Annotated in this window: 17 protein-coding genes and 4 pseudogenes; 6 read left to right on the top strand and 15 right to left on the bottom strand. The window is 45.1% G+C overall.

Annotated features, from left to right (window positions below; translation table 11 throughout):
* Position 1: 1 nt before the first annotated feature.
* The 15 genes and pseudogenes from ACZ07B_RS16585 to ACZ07B_RS16655 all read right to left on the bottom strand — a co-directional run bounded on the left by ACZ07B_RS16585 (position 2) and on the right by ACZ07B_RS16655 (position 11,761).
* Positions 2-133, bottom strand: coding sequence for a hypothetical protein (locus tag ACZ07B_RS16585; protein WP_032680561.1), 132 nt, complete (start codon positions 131-133; stop codon positions 2-4).
* Between the two features lie 17 nt (positions 134-150).
* Positions 151-528 (bottom strand): annotated as a pseudogene (locus ACZ07B_RS16590) (hypothetical protein); the annotation flags it as partial.
* Positions 522-698, bottom strand: a pseudogene (locus tag ACZ07B_RS16595) (DUF2716 domain-containing protein); the annotation flags it as partial. The pseudogenes ACZ07B_RS16590 and ACZ07B_RS16595, both read right to left, overlap by 7 nt.
* Positions 699-715: 17 nt before the next feature.
* Positions 716-1,009 (bottom strand): annotated as a pseudogene (locus ACZ07B_RS16600) (DNA-binding protein); the annotation flags it as partial.
* Positions 1,010-1,307: 298 nt separating this feature from the next.
* Positions 1,308-2,243 carry a DMT family transporter gene (locus ACZ07B_RS16605; protein WP_464877490.1) on the bottom strand — a complete coding sequence of 312 codons (936 nt, stop codon included), beginning with the start codon at positions 2,241-2,243 and terminating at the stop codon, positions 1,308-1,310.
* A 151-nt stretch (positions 2,244-2,394) separates the two neighbouring features.
* Entirely contained in the window at positions 2,395-2,841 is a 447-nt protein-coding gene (locus tag ACZ07B_RS16610; RefSeq protein WP_217002730.1) for a universal stress protein, read from the bottom strand.
* Between the two features lie 102 nt (positions 2,842-2,943).
* A complete protein-coding gene (gene bglH / locus ACZ07B_RS16615) occupies positions 2,944-4,353 on the bottom strand; it encodes an aryl-phospho-beta-d-glucosidase (RefSeq protein WP_464877446.1) in 1,410 nt (469 codons plus the stop codon).
* A gap of 22 nt (positions 4,354-4,375) precedes the next feature.
* Positions 4,376-6,205: a PTS beta-glucoside transporter subunit IIABC gene (bglP, locus tag ACZ07B_RS16620; protein WP_464877447.1), complete on the bottom strand. Its 1,830-nt coding sequence runs from the start codon at positions 6,203-6,205 to the stop codon at positions 4,376-4,378.
* A 383-nt stretch (positions 6,206-6,588) separates the two neighbouring features.
* Positions 6,589-6,897 (bottom strand): contact-dependent growth inhibition system immunity protein, encoded by a 309-nt coding sequence (locus tag ACZ07B_RS16625; protein WP_464877448.1) that lies wholly within the window; start codon positions 6,895-6,897, stop codon positions 6,589-6,591.
* Positions 6,898-6,942: 45 nt separating this feature from the next.
* Positions 6,943-7,386 (bottom strand): type II toxin-antitoxin system antitoxin YxxD, encoded by a 444-nt coding sequence (yxxD, locus tag ACZ07B_RS16630; RefSeq protein ID WP_015714989.1) that lies wholly within the window; start codon positions 7,384-7,386, stop codon positions 6,943-6,945.
* Complete coding sequence (yxiD, locus tag ACZ07B_RS16635; RefSeq protein WP_464877449.1) at positions 7,383-9,092, bottom strand: LXG family T7SS effector ribonuclease toxin YxiD; 1,710 nt, start codon at positions 9,090-9,092, stop codon at positions 7,383-7,385. Before yxiD ends, yxxD begins: the two co-directional genes overlap by 4 nt.
* A 19-nt stretch (positions 9,093-9,111) precedes the next feature.
* Entirely contained in the window at positions 9,112-9,381 is a 270-nt protein-coding gene (locus ACZ07B_RS16640) for a YwqI/YxiC family protein (RefSeq protein WP_003218942.1), read from the bottom strand.
* 11 nt (positions 9,382-9,392) lie between these two features.
* Complete coding sequence (locus ACZ07B_RS16645) at positions 9,393-9,758, bottom strand: YwqH-like family protein (RefSeq protein ID WP_464877450.1); 366 nt, start codon at positions 9,756-9,758, stop codon at positions 9,393-9,395.
* 304 nt (positions 9,759-10,062) lie between these two features.
* Positions 10,063-11,472, bottom strand: coding sequence for an arabinan endo-1,5-alpha-L-arabinosidase AbnB (abnB, locus tag ACZ07B_RS16650; RefSeq protein ID WP_217002724.1), 1,410 nt, complete (start codon positions 11,470-11,472; stop codon positions 10,063-10,065).
* Between the two features lie 129 nt (positions 11,473-11,601).
* Positions 11,602-11,761: pseudogene (locus tag ACZ07B_RS16655) on the bottom strand (hypothetical protein).
* Positions 11,762-12,078: 317 nt separating this feature from the next.
* On the opposite strand from ACZ07B_RS16655, the gene hutP reads away from it, so the two are divergent.
* The 6 genes from hutP (at position 12,079) to ACZ07B_RS16685 (ending at position 19,550) form a co-directional block, all read left to right on the top strand.
* Entirely contained in the window at positions 12,079-12,525 is a 447-nt protein-coding gene (gene hutP / locus ACZ07B_RS16660) for a hut operon transcriptional regulator HutP (RefSeq protein WP_032725058.1), read from the top strand.
* A gap of 112 nt (positions 12,526-12,637) precedes the next feature.
* A complete protein-coding gene (gene hutH / locus ACZ07B_RS16665) occupies positions 12,638-14,164 on the top strand; it encodes a histidine ammonia-lyase (protein WP_134154856.1) in 1,527 nt (508 codons plus the stop codon).
* Positions 14,161-15,819 carry a urocanate hydratase gene (hutU, locus tag ACZ07B_RS16670; RefSeq protein ID WP_014478453.1) on the top strand — a complete coding sequence of 553 codons (1,659 nt, stop codon included), beginning with the start codon at positions 14,161-14,163 and terminating at the stop codon, positions 15,817-15,819. The genes hutH and hutU overlap by 4 nt, the downstream gene beginning before the upstream one ends.
* 12 nt (positions 15,820-15,831) lie before the next feature.
* On the top strand, positions 15,832-17,097 hold the full coding sequence (gene hutI / locus ACZ07B_RS16675) for an imidazolonepropionase (RefSeq protein ID WP_049140875.1): 1,266 nt from the start codon (positions 15,832-15,834) through the stop codon (positions 17,095-17,097).
* Positions 17,090-18,049, top strand: a complete 960-nt coding sequence (hutG, locus tag ACZ07B_RS16680; RefSeq protein WP_024571658.1) for a formimidoylglutamase — start codon at positions 17,090-17,092, stop codon at positions 18,047-18,049. Before hutI ends, hutG begins: the two co-directional genes overlap by 8 nt.
* A gap of 73 nt (positions 18,050-18,122) precedes the next feature.
* Positions 18,123-19,550: an amino acid permease gene (locus ACZ07B_RS16685; RefSeq protein ID WP_464877451.1), complete on the top strand. Its 1,428-nt coding sequence runs from the start codon at positions 18,123-18,125 to the stop codon at positions 19,548-19,550.
* The last annotated feature ends 42 nt before the right edge of the window (positions 19,551-19,592 follow it).

Raw genomic sequence — 19,592 nt, forward strand, 5'->3', positions numbered from 1 at the left:
TTCATTCAAACACAGGAATATGAATATAACGATCATCTTCTTTCATATAGAAAGAAAACTCGTTTAATGTAAATGGACCTGTATCCTCATCAGAAAGATGCTTTTTCATTTTCTCGTATTGTGTGATATTCAAATGAATTCCTCCTCTTTTTAGTTACCGCCAACCATATAAATGTCCGCAGCATCATATTCAAACCACATGATCCGTTCGCCTGAGTCCGTTAGGCATTGGAGCTTCCCATCGGAAAAATAGCTTTTATCCGGTTGAGGATCAGTGATCAGAAAAATATCGTCATTGATAGAAGCTAACAGAAAGAGAAAGCCTGCAATGTCCCGGTCTGCTTTCTGTAATACAGATTGGAAATGAAATTCTCGTTTCGCCAGCTTCGTCACCTTGTATGCATGACCTTCAAAGTACTCGGACAGGTCTTCTATAAATGAACCAGTCGTTATCACTTGTATCATGATTCGCTCATAGTCACGCCCTTGCCAAATACGATAAAATGACTCTGCATCTTCAAGCTCACATCATCATAACCGGCTTTACCGCTCATCCCATTTGAAATATCAAACACTCGATATGGATCAGGCGGGATGATGTGATGACATCTGCTTCCTGGCTTCCATTTGATGAGCTTGTTCACTTCTGACCAGATGCGGTCTTGTTTTGTCTGACTTAAAGCGCGCCAATTCATCATAATCTCATCCCTACACCTTATTGGATATCATGCTTATAAACACCAGATGAGGTCACTGCGTAAACAGCGTTACTTGTCAGTTTCAGCTGTTGAACGTCTAGGGCTCCACCGTTCGAGTCACAGCATGTTATCTCTTTCATCTCTTGACTCACATCAGCAGAAATTAAATAAAGAAACGACTCAAGCTCTTCACTGTAACAATTGAACGTCCCAACCAAAAAACCTTCTTCGGATATCGCGAGCTGATCAAATGCTTCTGAGTCCGGCTCTTTATCCGACAGAATCCACACTCGTCTCACGACCGTTTCGTCTTAGTTTTTAAATTTGCAGAGTATATATAATCATTACTATCGCTTTTTAATACTAACTAAGTTTTCAATATATTATATGCTCTATTGTTTTATATTCTTTTTCAAGCCAATCATAGTCACTAAGAATAGTACATTAACTTTTCCTTTTACTAATTGAGAATCGCACCAAGAATTTGAAATAACTGTATTATTGATTTAACATGTTAGCTTCATTGGAATAGGATTACAATATTTTTCTAGAATGTTTATGTTATTTTAAGAATCAAAAAAGGCCGCATAGGCCTTTTTACATTTTCCATTATTGCATTTGTTCAATCTCCGTACCCTCAGCTGTCACATTCGCCTTCCCCTGCCTCCTGACAAGCGTCAAGGCCATGCCCGCAAAGATCAGCACGATGCCAAGCGTTTGATAGAGGTCAGGGCGGAAGCCTGTGAAGACGGTATCGAGCACGATCGCGACAGCGGGGTCGAGAAATACAATGATTGAAATAAATTTCGTTGATAAAAATCGCAAACTGTCAAAAAACAGCAAATATACAATACCCGTATGGATGATGCCGGTAGATACCACCATAATCCAGTTTCCCTGAGATAGGTCAGCAAAAGCGCCAAAGTGAATAAACGGAATCAGGATGATAACCCCTAAACCCGTCTGCAAGAAGGTGGTCGTGTAAGGACTGAGATTGTGAATGCCTTTTCCCAATAAAGTGGTGAACGCATAAAACAGTGCGGCGAGAACTGCCCATATGATCCCTGATCCCATCAGCTGTGTCAATGAAGTGCTGCCGTTAATCCCGGAAATCAGCGCAGTTCCCAGAAAGCAGATGGTAATGGAGCTGACGGAGATCACATTTAATTTCTCTCTGTAGAGGAAACTCCCCAGAAGAAGAACAAGCACCGGCGCTAGGTGATAAACGGAGATGGCAATTGTAACGGACGTTTCTTCAAAAGACTTAAATAAGAACACCCAGTTGAATACAAGAAAGAAACCGCACGCCAATGTTTGCAGCACGTCTCTCTTGCTCCATTTTTCAGTTTTATACTGGCCGGACGCCAGCCAGCAAAGGCCTAAAAACAGCGTCGCGCAAAGGCAGCGGACAAAGACCAATTCAAATGACGGCAGATTGGTATGCTCTGAGAAAAAGCCGATGGAGCCGAAAATCACCATAGAGATGACCATTTTGATTACGGCTGTTGATTTTTGTTTTGACGATATGGAAAGATCCTGTTGCATCAAACGTATTCTACCTCCAGTACTGCATAGCATAAACTGTTTTTTGTGAATTCAGAAATCTACACATAGAATTCCTCTTTTTTACATGTAGATATTATAACACTTCTATTCTAAATAAAAAAAAGCGCCCAAGGGCGCTTTTTTTACAAATCTATCGAACAATCAAAACCGGGCATGTTGATAATTGAGACACTTTATGGCTGACGCTTCCAAGCATCATTTCTTTCAGGCCGCTGATCCCCCGGCTGCCAACTACAATCAGGCTGACGCCTTTCTCTTTTGCGTGATTTAGTATCTCATGCGCCGGCTCGCCATTCGCGTAAATGGTTTCAGCTAGAACGCCTTTTTCGGCTGCTTTTTCTTTTGCATTCTCAAGGATTTTCAGGCCCTCTTTTTTAACCTCGTTCCTGATTTCATCAATAAAGTGTTCAGGCACATAGACAATTCCCGTCAGAGAAGAAGTCGTGACGACGGCTTCTCTCCCCACATGAAGAATGCTTAGTTCCGCTTGCTGCTCTTTTGCCAAATGCACTGCGGCATCAAGCGCTTTTGCACTCATGTCTGATCCGTCAATCGCTACTAACATTTTGTTAAACATGCTCTTCCCGCCTTTCGGACTGTGGGTGGTTCATCTTTCTTTTTTATTGTCTGCCTGCATTTCGTTATTGTCAATTGAAGCGCATGAGTTTTCAAAAAATTGTCAGATACTCTCTCCGTTTGTGGCGATGACCTGCTGATACCAGTTGAAGCTTTTTTTCTTGATACGGTTAAATGTTCCATGTCCTTCATTGTCCCGGTCCACATAAATGAAGCCGTAGCGTTTTTTCATTTCCGCAGTAGATGCGCTGACAAGGTCAATTGGCCCCCATGTTGTGTATCCGATTAATTCAACGCCGTCCGCAATGGCTTCGCGCGCTTCAATTAAATGATCACGCAGATAGTTGATTCTGTAATCGTCCTGAATCGTGCCGTCCTCTTCAACCTTGTCTACAGCGCCAAGGCCATTTTCAACGATGAACAGCGGCTTCTGATAACGGTCGTATAAGGTGTTGAGCGTGATGCGCAAGCCTTTCGGATCAATCTGCCAGCCCCATTCTGATGATTTGAGGTAAGGGTTTTTGACTCCGCCCAGCAGGTTGCCCCCTGATTTTGCAAGCTCTTCCGGATCTGTGCTCGCCGCCATCGACATGTAGTAGCTAAACCCAATATAATCCACCGTATGTTCTTTCAAGAGCTCTTCATCGCCTTCAGCCATTTCAATTTCAATATTGTTTTCTGCCAGATAGCGTTTCATATATCCCGGGTATGCGCCTCTTGCCTGAACATCTGAGAAGAAAAGTGTTTTGCGCTCATTCTCCATTGCCGCGAAGACATCCTCCGGTTTAGAAGTCATCGGATAGGTTGTCGTTGCCGCTATCATACAGCCGATTTTCGAATCAGGAATGATGTCGTGACCCGCTTTGACAGCAAGAGCACTGGCCACAAATTGGTGGTGTGCCGCCTGGTACATCGCGTTTAATTTGTTTTCTCCTTCTTCAAAGACAAGACCGCCTCCGGTAAACGGCGCATGGAGCACCACGTTAATTTCATTGAACGTCATCCAATACTTCACTTTGTGTTGATAGCGTTTGAAAACCGTTTTGGCATAGCGTTCATAAAACTCTATGACTTTGCGATTCTTCCAGCCGCCATAATTTTTCACTAAACCGAGCGGCATTTCATAATGAGAGATGGTTACGACAGGCTCAATATGATGCTTTAACAGCTCATCAAACAGATCATCATAAAATCTGAGGCCGTCTTCATTGGGCTCCTCTTCATCGCCATTCGGAAAAATTCTCGTCCACGCAATCGATGTGCGGAACGCCTTAAATCCCATTTCTGCAAATAAGGCGATATCCTCTTTATAACGATGATAAAAGTCAATCCCGTTGTGATACAGATTCAAGGAAGTCATTGATTCATCAAATGGAGACATGATCCCGTTCGGCGATACGTCAGCTGTCGAAAGCCCCTTACCACCCTCGTTATAAGCACCCTCCACTTGGTTGGCAGCAACTGCGCCGCCCCATAAAAATCCTTCTGGAAATCGTTTTGCGTTTGAACTCATATTGATCACCCCATTAGTTTTTTCAAGATAAAGCAAGCAGCGCTTCTTTTGTCTGCACTTTACCGATCTCTTTTACCGGCGAAAATGAATATTGGTCTGTGTTGGTCACGATCACCGGGGTAATGACGTCATATCCCGCGGCTTTGATTTGCTCCAGATCAAAGGACACGAGCGGATCTCCCGGTGCGACCTTGTCGCCTTCTTTGACGTGAGCCGTGAACCATTGTCCCTCCAGCTTCACCGTGTCCAATCCAATGTGTATGAGTATTTCAGCTCCCTGATCACTCGTAATGCCAATTGCGTGTTTTGTTTTAAAAATGGTGGTAACGCTTCCATGAACAGGCGAAACCACTTCTCCTTCTTCAGGCTCAATGGCAAATCCTTTTCCCATGATCCCGGCAGAAAACACTCCGTCTTTGACTTCACTTAATGCTTTCACTTCTCCCTTAATCGGGCTGTGAATGATCTCTCTGCTGCCTTCATGCACTGCCGGCTGCTGGCTGCCGTCAGAAGGCACATCCTCGAATCCAAGCAAATACGCAGCTGCTGTTCCCGCCGCAAACGCAATCACAAGGCCGATCATCGCGTAAATAAACGTTGGGCCGATAAAGACAGGGATGCTCGGGAGACCTGCATTACCTCCGACGATATAGGAAGCAACACCCGTCATGCCGTAAAACGCGCCACCGGCTGCACCGCCAATCAAAGCGGCCGCAAACGGCTTTTTCAATCGCATATTCACGCCATACATCGCAGGTTCTGTGATCCCCATCAGCGCCGTGATGCTTGTGGTAAGCGCGAGTGATTTAAATTTTTTGTTTCTGGAGCGAAGGAAGACGGCAAATGATGCTCCCGCCTGCCCCATATTCGCCAAAAACATAGCCGGCAGTAAATAATCGTGGCCGTTTTGAGCGATGTTGTTGATCATGATCGGCACAAAGGCATAGTGCATGCCCGTCATAATGATTAAAGAGAATGTACCAGCCAGCAAAATCATCGCCACAAGCCCTGCATGATCAAACAAATAATTGACCCCAGAAGACAAGTATTCTCCTAAAATAGCGCCAAGCGGACCGACTGTAATCAATGTCAGCGGCACGACAATCAATAGCGTGAATGTCGGAACCACAATCAATTTCAGAGACGAGTGTGTAAAACGGTCAATCCATTTTTCTACGTACGAAGCAATCCAAATCGCCAGCAAAATCGGGATGACCGTTGACGAATAAGTGGCAGCGGTTACAGGAAGCCCGATAAAGGAAATCGGTTTCCCCGCATCGAGCAGGGCTGTCAAATCCGGATGCAGAATCGCCGCCGCAATGGCTGCCGCTACGTACGGATTGCTTCCGAATTTTCTCGCCGCACTCATCGCTAGCAGGAGCGGCAGGAAGTAGAACGCGCCGTCACCGACAGCCGTCAAAATGACATGAACCTGGCTCTTCTCCGCCATCCAGCCAAACGTAACTGCCAGCGCAACAAGCCCTTTGATCATCCCCGCCCCCGCAATCGCAGGCAGAATCGGGGTAAACACACCAGAAATCACATCAAAGACCGCACTCAGCACATTCTTTTTCTTAGAGGATGAACCAGCGCTCCTCTCATCACTGAGATTGCTGTGCCGCACAATCGCCTGATACACCTTCGGCACATCGTTTCCGATAATGATTTGAAACTGCTCGCCGCTGATATTGGTGCCCATCACTCCAGGCAGCTGCTCCAGCTGACTGCGATCCGCCTTCGAATTGTCATGAAGATTAAAACGCAGCCTCGTCATGCAGTGAATCACGCGCTGAACGTTGTCTTCACCGCCTACGAGTTGTAATATGTCCTTCGATAATTTATCATAATCCATGTGTATACCTCCTTTTTATGGGGGACTGCTGGATGAAAGGTGGCCGCCTTTCACCAGCTTTTTTTGTATCAAATGCTGCATCACCTCCTAAAAGAGAATAAAAAAAACCTAAATGACACAGATTGCGAGAGTCTCCTCCTGCACCTGCACCATTTAGGTTTTGCCTGCTTTCGCAGTAACAATCCTGGCGGGTCGTTTTATTTGTTTGTAGGTATACTTTAGCACTAGATTCGCGGGATGTCAACGCTTTCATTTTTGAGTGTTGACTATCGTTTCTAGAACAAAAGTAATCATAAAGGTTTGAACTTAGTATTAACTTCAATAAAAAATTATTGTAATTAAAAACCTTGAAAGGCATTTTTTCCAATCAAGGTTATGAATCGTTACCGTTTAAATTTTTTTAAAGACTTCTTTATCTGTACTATTACATTCTTTAGCCAATCTATTGGTTCTAAATTAAACGCAGGAAGATACACGCCATCTGCGCAAGATTGAATGTAATCGTTTTTCTCATTTTCTGAATGCTCACTTTCAATAAAATCCGTTAAAAAGACAATAGCATCCTCCAAATATTCCTTACTTTCCTCTGTTAATAACTCTTGTATAGCGTCATCAGGAGTTTCAATATCCTGATGGAAAGTCCCAGCTAAAAATTGAAAAACAGGGTCCTTCTGTTTATTGATCAATAACATGTCATCTTGCTCCTTTAAGGGAGAGGTAACAGGATAATGTTAAAATCATTCATCATCTAATAAATCAAGATAATACTGATCATTCTCTTCTATTTTTCTTAAGAACTCGGTAAGAGAAGTTGCAATTTGAATATCATAATAGTAAATCGGATTTTTATTATTATCATTTAATTCAATTGACATTAATGCCGATTCACTACCTTCAAAAAATATTAATTTATCATTCTCAAACTCATCATATATTTCTATGTCAGGATAAAATTCAAAGTCATTTATCCTCAATCGAAAGTCTCTTACAGAATATGGATCCAAAATGCGATTAGTATTAAACTCTGATCCTTTAATAAACCCATAGCCAACTTCTAAATAAAAATTCACTAATTCACTAGGTAATTTTAAGTTTAAATTTTTTTCAACCTCTTCAATCTCACTTTGATTCACTGGATAAAAATCATTTTCTTTGTTTGCTTTTATAAAATTATAACTCATTTTTTTTTGCCTCCTTTAAATAATTCATTTGCTGGTGAGCCTGTACCATGAATCCCAGCTTGATGCTCGTTAGGAAATTTTGCTGGATGCATATTCCACCATTCATGTTCTCCGCCAAAAGTATTCTCAATTATATGGTGAGCATCATACTTATCCCCTTTTTTTCTAATAATTTTACCTGTTTTTTCAGATACAACATTTTCCTTATAAACAGGCCATTTTTGTCCAGTGTTTTCTTCCCATTCTTTTATAACTTTATTTTTTACTTTATCAAATTTAGTCCTGTGTTTTGCAGTCTCTATTGGTGACATTTTTTTATATTCTTTATTTCTTAATGCTTCCTTTAATTTATCTATTTGATTTTTAGGTAATTCTCTACCTGTGCGTTGTTCTATATCTCTAGCATACTTTTTTATTAAATCAGAATTAATTTTATTAGCAGATCCACTTACATCATTCGCAATTTTCCCTTTATCCTTAGCAACGTTTTTAACTTCCGAAGCCTTCTTAGCCTTTTTCCCATCATTAATAAGTTTATTAATATCTATTAACTTTTCTAACTTAGCTATTTTGGCAAATGGTACTGAGTTTATGGAGGCAACAACACGGTCTTTCCCTGTGACTTTTTCGCCTGATACCGGATCTCTGCCCGTGGCTGCCTTAAAAAGATCATACACGCCGGTAAGTTCTACAGCTGTCTCTAAAATTTTCACATATCCATTCTCATCCACTTTAATGTCCGAAAGCGAGACGACAGGTTCAAGCTTCATGTCATTACCAGATATGTATACATTGTAAAGTGTATCATTATAAACGACTTGCTTAACCTCTGCATTTGAGAAATCAGTTTTTATATGTTCTCTATGTTCACTCGTATTATACACTTTACCATTGATAACGATGATATTTTTACTTACCTTTTTAGAATGACCCGTTTTGACAACTGAATCCACTTTAGACTTTTCATTCTCGGCTAATTTCTTCAGCATCATCTCCATCGGTGAATCATCCGCCTGCTTCATTTGCGGGTTAATCGCGCCGAAGGTTTGGTTGATGTTTTCTTCTTCCTGTGATTTCAAAATAGAGCCGGTTTTGTAGCCTGTGATTTCAATTTTCGGCCCTGTGTACATCGTTTCGAGCTGATCCATGTATTTTTTCATCGTTTGAAAATCTGATTTTGCGGTTTCTAGTACTTGGGTTTGCTGGCCGTCAAATTGAAAGAGCTTATGCAGGGTGTCTGTAATCAGCCGCTCAGCCTGTTCTGTTTCCATCCGAAAAAAGGAATCATTGACTGTCGGCAGGCTGACGATGTGATCTATGGTCGATGTCTGGCGATTGACTGCATCAGTGAGCTGCTCTGTCACTTCTCGTGCATGCTTGACCCCATGTCTCGCATCGTGTGAGAGAAAAGCCTCTGCAATCATGCCGTGGGAGTCAGATTCTACAGAGGAAATCGCATGCTGTGTTTGTTTCAGCACTTTTTTGTATTCGTCGATAAACATGCCAAAGAAAAGGAGAAAAGGCTTGTGGCACTCCTCGTAAAAGGTCCGGATGGCATCTCCGCCTTTTCCTTTCAGCGCATCCTTCATGCCTGCCAGGTGCTCAACGCTTTTTTCCAGCTTCTCCAGCTGTTGTTTTTGCTTGTCCAGTTTCTCAATCGTATGCTGAATGCCCTCGTGAAGAGCGTGGACATCTAATGTTTTCAATCCCTTGTCCTCCCGCGCTTTATTTCATGGAAGATGATATGTTTTCGTCCGTTTCCTTCATGGCGTTTACCGCGCTTTCCGTTTGTGCGATATGCTTGGCCAGAACAGACGCATATGCTTCAGTGAGCTCTTTGATGTCCTTATTTAATTGCTCGATGGACTTTACCACATTCAAATGGTTTCTGCCTGAGAGATGGCCGGGCAAGGAGGACTTGAGTTCAGCTGAATTCTTGAGCTGAGAAAGCCCTTGCTTCACTGTGCCATACACCATTTTAATTTCCTGTGCCATTTGTGCTCACCTCACTTTTTATGTTTTTCCTTCTCTATTTCATGCTCTATCCTCTTAATTTGGCGTCTTATGGAATAGACATCACCCTCTAATGATTGGATTTTCCCTTCGATGCTTTCGATGATTCCGCTGACTTGATCGCTTTTGATTTGCTGATATGCTTTGTTCATTCCTTCACGAATATCTTCAAACCGCTGAGCATGTGTTCCTCTCCATGCCTCCCGGTTAAGATGAGGCCGGTGAATGAGATGCTGGGCCTCTGAAAATTCGTGTTTGATTTGCCTGATTTCATGCAGCACTCGTTTTAATTGATGGATCTGTTCCTGCTTTTCATGTAAGTCGGCTTTTACCGAATGTAACAACATTTCACTATGCATGCCGCAACACCTCGTGTTTCTATCAAACTGTGTCAATTCTTTACAATACAGACTATTTTCATATTACATGATGGGTCATATTGGATAAATAGGTAAAAAGGATTGTCTTGAGGAACTTTATCCCGGTTCTAAATAGCTAAAAATTCAATTTCATATCTTTGTAAGAGGGAGAATCATCATAATGGGGACTTTTCGTTTAGGTCTTTAACCCCGCTATCACTTCTGTTTTTTCTCTCGCTCAACCATTTCTTATAGTCAATAAAGCTCATAAAAAAGCGCCTTCTCTAGAAGGCGCTTCTCCATCTTATTTAGATCCCCATACAGCCTCACCGCTGCCATTCAACACACTAAACGTCATGACGTTCTTCTCTCTCTCCGAATCCCACTGGCGTAAAAATACCCCGTTATACTTCTTGCCCGCTAACGTGATGTCGGCTGTATTTTTTCCGGTTTTCTTCCATGTTCCGGTCATTTCCCCGGAAATGGTGTGGTTTTTGTTGAGCTGGATGTTGATGGTTTTTTTGATGTCGGCTGAGATGTCTTTTCCGTGCTGGATGAGTTTGTATGTTCCTGTGATATCTTTTTGTTTTACTTCTTTCAGTGTTTCGCCCGCATAACGATAGGGCGTTGCTACCGGCCAGCCGTCTTTGTTCATGAACAATTGGTGGACTCTGACTTCGTGTTCTTCACCCCTGCCCGGGAAGCGGGTGTGGAAGATTAAATAGGAACGCCCGGTTTTTTCATCATAGTATGCGGAGTTGTGGCCTGGTGAGACGTACCCGGTGCCTTTTTCATTTTCTGTTTCAAAAGTGTAGCTGCCCATGAGTTTGACGCCGTATGGTTCGATGGAACGGTCGTCGAAGAATGTGCCTTCTTTGCCGCGGACGTCGAGCATTCGATTGCCTTCTGCATCATAGTAAGGACCGTCTGGTTTCTTGGAGCGGGCCACACGGATGTTATAGCCGCCTGTTGCATCTAGACCGCCATATGATAGGTATAAGTAGTAGTATTGGGTGTCTGGATTATAGAGAACATACGGGCCTTCGATTCTGCTGTGGTTGCCGCCGAGCAGCTTTTTTCCGTATCCCTGCCCAGGAAGCGGGAAGCCCGTTTTTGGATTCATTTCAAGAATGAAAATGCCGCCTGAGTATGATCCGTACACCATCCACAGTTTGCCGTCTTTATCAAAGAAGGTATGCGGGTCGACGACATTCGGGTGTTTGGTTGCGTCATACGGTGTTCCATCGTTGCTTGTGCCTTCCATTCCTGATTTCAAAAAGATGCCTTTATTTTTGTATGGGCCTTCGATGTTGTCAGCAACGGCAACACCCATGGCGGATCTTGGCGAGTCGCCGCGGCAGGCGTTGTAGTACATGTAGTATTTGCCGTCCGCCAGCTGCGTGACGTCAGCCGCCCAAAGAGTATCGGATTGCGCCCATTCGAAGGTTTCTTTTAATTCTTCATAGACATTCGGAATCAGTGGGTTGTCATTGCTTACGCTGGTGGTCAGCTGCTGCCATTGCATGAGGTCATTTGTTTTTGCTGAAGCGAGATGAGATCCAAAAACATAAAAAGTGCCATTTGTTTCAATGATGGAAGGGTCATGGACGCTGACTTCTTTAAATACAGGTTTTTGTGCATTGGCGGAGTTTGGGAGGGTGAAGGCCATGATAAGAGCTGCAAGAAAACATACACGAAACAATCGGTTGAACATTTAACCAATTCGCCTCACTTTTTTTATTAAATTTTTAAGCGCTTACATTTCCCTATGAAGAAACCCCGGCCTATTAAAACAGCCGAATGTTTTCATATTCAAACAGATAGGTGATTTCTCACTGTTCTCTTACATTGTCTGGCTGTTTTGCGCAGAACTGCTGCTTGCATATCCTCTCCTTCATAGTTCAACTCTTTTGCTGTTTCTCCTTCTTTCATCACTCTGTTTTTCATTCGCGTACATGTAATAACTGCTTTGTCAGGTTTTGCATCGACTGTGATACAGCCATTTCGTTGTCGGCGGTTTTTAAGATGATGCCTGATTGCCCGTCAACACCGGAGTCATTCGGCTGGCTCTTTATAAAACGCCTTACGAAAAATGCGACTTTGTAAACGCATATTGAGAGTTAGACAGCGGCGCTTGCCTCCTTGTCTGGATATCGTGTGCAATCGCTGAAAAAACCTGTTCTGCTTTCTGCGTCACGCTATTACAATAGCAATCTAACTTGTTAAAGACTGTAAAAAACCTTTTGACTTCTGCTGCTGAACCAATTAATATAATACTCAGTTAATAGTTATCAGAATTTTTAGGAATTGAGTGATTCATATGACACTGCATAAAGAGCGTCGGATCGGCCGGCTGTCTGTTCTCCTGCTGCTGAATGAGGCGGAAGAGAGTACGCAGGTTGAGGAGCTGGAGCGAGACGGATGGAGGGTCTGTCTTGGCAAGGTAGGATCAATGGACGCGCATAAAGTAGTAGCCGCAATTGAAACCGCTTCCAAAAAGAGCGGTGTCATTCAATCTGAGGGTTATCGGGAGTCACATGCGCTTTATCATGCGACGATGGAGGCTTTGCATGGCGTGACCAGAGGTGAAATGCTGCTGGGATCGCTGCTTCGGACGGTGGGCTTGAGGTTTGCCGTTTTGAGGGGAAATCCTTATGAAAGTGAAGCAGAAGGCGATTGGATTGCTGTCTCGCTTTACGGAACAATCGGGGCGCCGATTAAAGGTCTTGAGCACGAGACATTCGGTGTTGGAATTAATCACATATGAAACAGCCCATAGATCTTAGACGATAGGGGGCTATGCGTGAAAACAGATGTTCACAGCATAGCTCCTTTTTGTATGGGCGCTTTACCAAAGTAAAGAAAAAGGAGTTGGGCTTATGGTGACTTTAGACGGTTCTTCATTGACAACAGCCGACGTCGCTCGTGTGCTGTTTGATTTTGAGGAGGCAGCGGCTTCTGAGGAAAGTATGGAGCGCGTGAAAAAAAGCAGAGCGGCAGTGGAACGGATTGTACGCGACGAAAAGACAATCTACGGCATCAACACCGGATTTGGCAAATTCAGCGATGTCCTGATTCAGAAAGAAGACTCGGCGGCGCTGCAGCTGAATTTAATCCTTTCTCATGCCTGCGGAGTCGGCGACCCTTTTCCTGAGTGTGTTTCCAGGGCAATGCTGCTTTTGCGCGCCAATGCGCTGTTAAAAGGCTTTTCCGGTGTACGTGCTGAGCTGATCGAACAGTTGCTTGCTTTTTTAAATAACCGCGTCCATCCTGTCATCCCCCAGCAGGGATCACTTGGCGCAAGTGGAGATCTGGCGCCGCTTTCCCACCTGGCGCTTGCGCTGATCGGGCAAGGAGAGGTCTTTTTTGAGGGGGAAAGAATGCCGGCAATGACAGGCTTGAAAAAAGCCGGTATTCAACCGGTAACGCTGACATCCAAGGAAGGGCTTGCCTTGATTAACGGGACTCAGGCCATGACTGCAATGGGAGTGGTCGCCTACATTGAAGCTGAGAAACTAGCCTATCAAACAGAACGCATTGCCAGCTTAACGATTGAAGGCTTGCGGGGAATTATCGATGCATTTGACGAGGATATTCACTCAGCCCGCGGCTATCAGGAGCAGATCGATGTCGCAGAACGAATTCGCTTTTATCTATCTGACAGCGGACTGACAACCTCCCAGGGAGAACTGCGGGTTCAGGATGCCTATTCATTGCGCTGTATTCCGCAAGTACACGGTGCGACTTGGCAGACACTAGGCTATGTCAAAGAAAAATTAGAGATTGAAATGAACGCAGCTACAGACAATCCACTCATTTTCAATGACGGTGACAAAGTGATTTCCGGCGGAAACTTTCACGGACAGCCAATCGCCTTTGCCATGGATTTTCTGAAAATCGCAATATCAGAGCTTGCGAATATCGCAGAGCGCAGGATCGAACGACTTGTGAATCCGCAGCTGAATGACCTGCCGCCGTTCCTGAGCCCTCATCCCGGTCTGCAATCCGGTGCAATGATCATGCAGTACGCCGCGGCATCACTCGTTTCTGAAAATAAAACACTGGCCCATCCTGCAAGTGTGGATTCCATTCCGTCATCCGCCAACCAAGAGGACCATGTCAGCATGGGAACCATCGCCGCTCGGCATGCTTATCAGGTGATCGCAAATACAAGGAGAGTCATTGCGATCGAAGCGATTTGCGCATTGCAGGCTGTTGAATACAGAGGCATAGAACATGCAGCGTCCTATACGAAACAGCTTTTTCAGGAAATGAGAAAAGTCGTGCCGTCCATTCAGCAGGACCGTATTTTTTCCTATGACATTGAACGCTTGACTGACTGGCTGAAGAAGGAATCTTTAATACCTGATCATCAGAATAAAGAACTAAGGGGGATGAACATATGACTGATGTAAAAAAATCAATCCGTGCCAACAGAGGAACAGAGCTTGAATGCTTAGGATGGGAGCAAGAGGCAGTGCTTCGGATGCTTCGAAACAACCTTGATCCAGAAGTCGCCGAGAAGCCGGAGGACCTCATCGTATATGGCGGGATCGGCAAAGCCGCACGGGATTGGGACGCTTTTCACGCCATTGAGCATTCCTTGAAAACATTAAAAAATGATGAAACATTGCTCGTGCAATCCGGGAAGCCCGTTGGCATGTTCCGTACACACCCGCAGGCCCCGCGCGTGCTCCTGGCTAATTCTGTTCTTGTTCCGAAGTGGGCAGACTGGGAGCATTTCCACGAACTTGAGAAAAAAGGGTTAATGATGTACGGACAGATGACGGCTGGCAGCTGGATTTACATTGGCTCACAAGGCATATTGCAAGGAACCTATGAAACCTTCGCTGAGCTGGCGCGACAGCACTTCGGGGGCAGCTTAAAAGGAACGTTGACGCTGACAGCGGGTCTCGGCGGAATGGGAGGCGCACAGCCGCTGTCTGTCACGATGAATGAAGGCGTCGTCATTGCTGTCGAGGTTGACGAGAAACGCATCGACAAGCGGATCGAAACAAAATACTGCGATCGAAAAACAGCATCGATTGAGGAAGCCTTAGCTTGGGCTGAAGAGGCAAAGCTGGCAGGAAAACCTTTGTCCATTGCACTTCTCGGAAACGCAGCTGAGGTGCATCACACACTTTTGAACCGAGGCGTCAAAATTGATATTGTGACAGATCAGACATCTGCCCATGACCCTTTAATCGGTTATGTTCCCGAGGGCTATTCACTTGATGAAGCTGACCGTTTGCGTCAAGACAATCCAGAGCTTTACGTGCGCCTTGCGAAGCAAAGCATGAAAAAACATGTCGAAGCCATGCTGGCCTTTCAGCAAAAGGGCTCTATTGTATTTGACTACGGCAACAATATCCGGCAAGTCGCAAAGGATGAAGGGCTGGAGAATGCCTTCGATTTTCCGGGGTTTGTCCCTGCCTACATCCGCCCCTTATTCTGTGAAGGAAAAGGGCCGTTCCGTTGGGCGGCGCTTTCCGGAGATCCGGCAGATATTTACCGTACGGATGCGTTATTAAAAGAGCTGTTCCCGACAAATAAAGCCCTTCACCGCTGGATTGATATGGCACAGGAAAAAGTCACCTTCCAAGGCTTGCCGTCCCGTATTTGCTGGCTTGGATATGGAGAACGAAAAAAGATGGGCCTCGCCATTAACGAGCTGGTTAGAACCGGGGAGCTAAAAGCGCCTGTCGTTATTGGGAGAGATCATTTGGACTGCGGGTCTGTCGCCTCTCCAAACCGGGAGACAGAAGCGATGAAAGACGGAAGTGACGCTGTTGGTGACTGGGCTGTGCTAAATGCGCTTGTCAACACGGCGGCGGGTGCAAGCTGGGTTTCCTTCCACCATGGCGGCGGCGTCGGAATGGGCTATTCCCTGCATGCCGGCATGGTTGCAGTGGCCGATGGAAGTGAGCTGGCTGACGAGCGGCTCGCGCGGGTCTTAACGAGCGACCCAGGAATGGGCATTATCCGTCATGCGGATGCGGGTTATGAACGTGCCGTTGAAGTAGCGAAGGAACAGGACATTATCGTGCCGATGCAAAAATAAAGGAGTGATGACATGCCAAAGCAAATTGATACGATTCTCATCAACATCGGTCAGCTTTTGACGATGGAAAGCAGCGGTCCGCGGGCAGGCAAAAGCATGCAGGATCTTCATGTGATCGAAGACGCTGTTGTCGGCATTCATGAACAGAAAATTGTGTTCGCCGGACAAAAAGGGGCTGAAGCCGGTTACGAGGCAGACGAAATCATTGACTGTTCGGGACGCCTTGTAACGCCCGGCCTCGTTGATCCGCACACCCATCTTGTATTTGGCGGATCTCGTGAAAAGGAGATGAACCTTAAGCTTCAGGGCATTTCATATTTGGATATTCTGGCGCAGGGCGGCGGGATTCTGTCTACAGTCAAGGATACCAGGGCGGCTTCAGAAGAAGAGCTGCTGCAAAAAGCCCATTTTCATCTGCAAAGAATGCTGTCCTACGGCACAACCACAGCAGAAGTGAAAAGCGGCTACGGCTTGGAAAAAGAGACAGAGCTCAAACAGTTGCGTGTCGCAAAAAAACTGCATGAAAGCCAGCCTGTTGACCTTGTTTCCACATTTATGGGAGCCCATGCGATTCCTCCCGAATATCAAAACGATCCAGATGAATTTCTGGATCAAATGCTTTCCCTTTTGCCGGAAATCAAAGAGCAGGAGCTCGCCAGCTTTGCTGATATTTTTACAGAAACAGGCGTTTTTACAGTCAGCCAATCCCGCCGTTATTTACAAAAAGCAGCTGAGGCAGGCTTCGGATTAAAAATACACGCAGATGAAATCGATCCGCTTGGAGGCGCTGAATTAGCAGGTGAGCTAAAGGCCGTCTCAGCCGACCATTTGGTAGGTGCATCGGACGAAGGCATAAAGAAATTGGCTGAGGCAGGAACGATCGCCGTCCTCTTGCCGGGTACGACATTTTATCTTGGCAAAAGCACATACGCCAGGGCAAGAGCTATGATTGATGAAGGTGTATGTGTCAGCTTGGCAACGGATTTTAATCCTGGCAGCTCGCCGACTGAAAATATCCAGCTGATTATGTCCATTGCCGCGCTTCATCTGAAAATGACTGCAGAAGAAATTTGGCACGCGGTCACAGTCAATGCCGCATATGCCATAGGAAAAGGAGAAGAAGCCGGTCAGCTCAAAGTCGGCCGCTCAGCTGATCTAGTCATTTGGCAAGCCTCGAACTATATGTATATTCCGTATCACTACGGGGTCAATCATGTACATCAAGTCATGAAAAACGGAACAATTGTTGTCAACAGGGAGGGAGCCATTCTTGGATAAGTACCCTTTTCTCAGAGAGGCCGGATCTTCGTTTAAAGACCGGGATGTCACAAAAATGAGCGACCTGATCGCAACATGGGACGGTCAGGACATTAAGGGACCGGCGTTGATAGGTGTCCCCCTATCAAAATCCTCCATCAGTCATTCAGGCGCTTCCTTTGCACCCGGAACAATACGCCAGGCTCTGAAACATTCATCAGCCTATTCTGCTGAGCTTGGAGAGCACGTCGTATCAGAGCTTCTATATGATCTGGGGGATATCGATATTCATGTCACTGATATCGTAAAGTCACATCATCACATTTTCCAAACCATGCACGCTCTGCTTTCGGATCATCCGGATTGGGTGCCGCTCATACTCGGGGGAGATAACTCTATCAGCTACTCCACCATAAAAGCGATAGCACAAACAAAAGGAACGACAGCAGTGATTCAATTTGATGCCCATCACGATGTTCGCAATACGGAGGACGGGGGGCCGACAAACGGCACCCCCTTCCGCCGCCTTTTGGATGAAGAGATTATTAAAGGTCAACATTTGATCCAGCTGGGTATCAGAGAATTCAGCAACAGCCAGGCCTATGAAGCATATGCAAAAAAACATAGCGTGAACATTCACACGATGGACATGATCCGGGAAAAAGGACTCATCTCCACGATAAAAGAGGTTTTGCCAGCCGTTCAAAATAGAACAGATTTCATTTTTATATCTGTTGACATGGATGTCTTAGACCAGTCCCATGCACCCGGCTGTCCAGCGATTGGCCCGGGCGGCCTCTATACAGACGAATTGCTTGAAGCAGTCAAGTACATCGCACAACAGCCCAATATTGCCGGGATTGAAATTGTTGAAGTCGATCCTACCCTCGATTTTCGAGATATGACAAGCAGAGCTGCAGCTCATGTTCTGTTACACGCATTAAAAGGAATGAAACTCTCCCCATTCAAGTGATCTTCTGGCAGGTTGTATTTTGGGTAAGAAACTCATCTGCCTAATGAATGGCAGCTAAAAGGAGGGCGAGACAGTGAATCTTCAGGAGAACAGCAGCCAACAGCTAAAACGCACAATGAAAAGCAGGCACCTATTTATGATCTCATTGGGAGGCGTCATAGGCACAGGACTTTTCCTCAGTACGGGCTATACGCTACATCAAGCCGGACCCGGCGGTACGATACTCGCTTATGTAATCGGCGGGTTGATGATGTACCTCGTCATGCAATGTCTCGGCGAATTGTCGGTTGCCATGCCGGTGACCGGCTCTTTTCAAAAATATGCTACAACATTTATCGGTCCATCTACCGGTTTTATGGTCGGCATCATGTACTGGATCAATTGGGTGGTGACGGTAGGCTCTGAGTTTACCGCATCCGGTATTCTCATGCAGCGCTGGTTCCCTGACAGCAGTGTATGGATGTGGAGTGCGATTTTTGCAGCCCTTCTTTTTATATGCAACGCATTTTCAGTTAAGTTATTTGCGGAAACTGAATTTTGGTTTTCCAGCGTAAAGATTGTCACCATTATTTTATTTATCATTTTAGGAGGAGCCGCCATGTTTGGCCTGATCTCTTTAAACGGAACGGCGGATGCTCCTATGTTGTCAAACTTCACGGACCATGGCGGGCTGTTTCCGAATGGCTTTCTCGCCGTTTTTATCGCGATGATATCTGTGAGTTTTGCCTTTTCTGGTACAGAGTTAATCGGCGTTACAGCAGGAGAATCAGCAAATCCTCAAAAGGATATACCGCGATCCATCCGTAATGTCGCATGGAGAACCGTGATTTTTTTCATTGGCGCGGTCTTCATATTATCCGGGCTGATTTCGTGGAAGGACGCAGGCGTGATTGAAAGCCCGTTTGTCGCCGTATTTGCGGAGATCGGAATCCCTTACGCTGCTGATATTATGAATTTCGTGATATTAACAGCCTTGCTGTCTGTCGCCAACTCAGGCTTATATGCTTCGACACGTATGATGTGGTCGTTAGCAAATGAAAACATGATCAGCTCCCGTTTTAAGAAAGTGACCACTAAAGGCATTCCTTTAAATGCCTTAATGATCAGTATGGCTGTATCTTGTTTATCTCTCGTTTCCAGTATCGTGGCCCCTGGAACTGTCTATGTGGTGATGGTCGCAATTGCTGGATTTGCAGGGGTCGTGGTCTGGATGAGCATTGCCTTGTCCCAGCTCTTGTTTCGAAAGAGATTTCTGAAAAAAGGGGGGAATGTAAAAGATCTGACATTTCGCACGCCGCTTTATCCTCTTATGCCTATAGCCGCTCTCTTATTATGTTCTGCTTCTTGTATCGGTCTTGCTTTTGATCCTAATCAAAGAATCGCACTTTTCTGCGGAGTTCCTTGTATCATCCTTTGCTATCTGATCTACCATTTCAAAAGAAATGTTACAAAAGCGAAAAAAATCAGCCAAGAGGAATATCAGGCTGATCACATCCTGTAATCAAAAAAGCACACCCCACTCAGGATGGGATGTGCTTTATTT

It is taken from the genome of Bacillus sp. 9.4 (assembly GCF_055486415.1).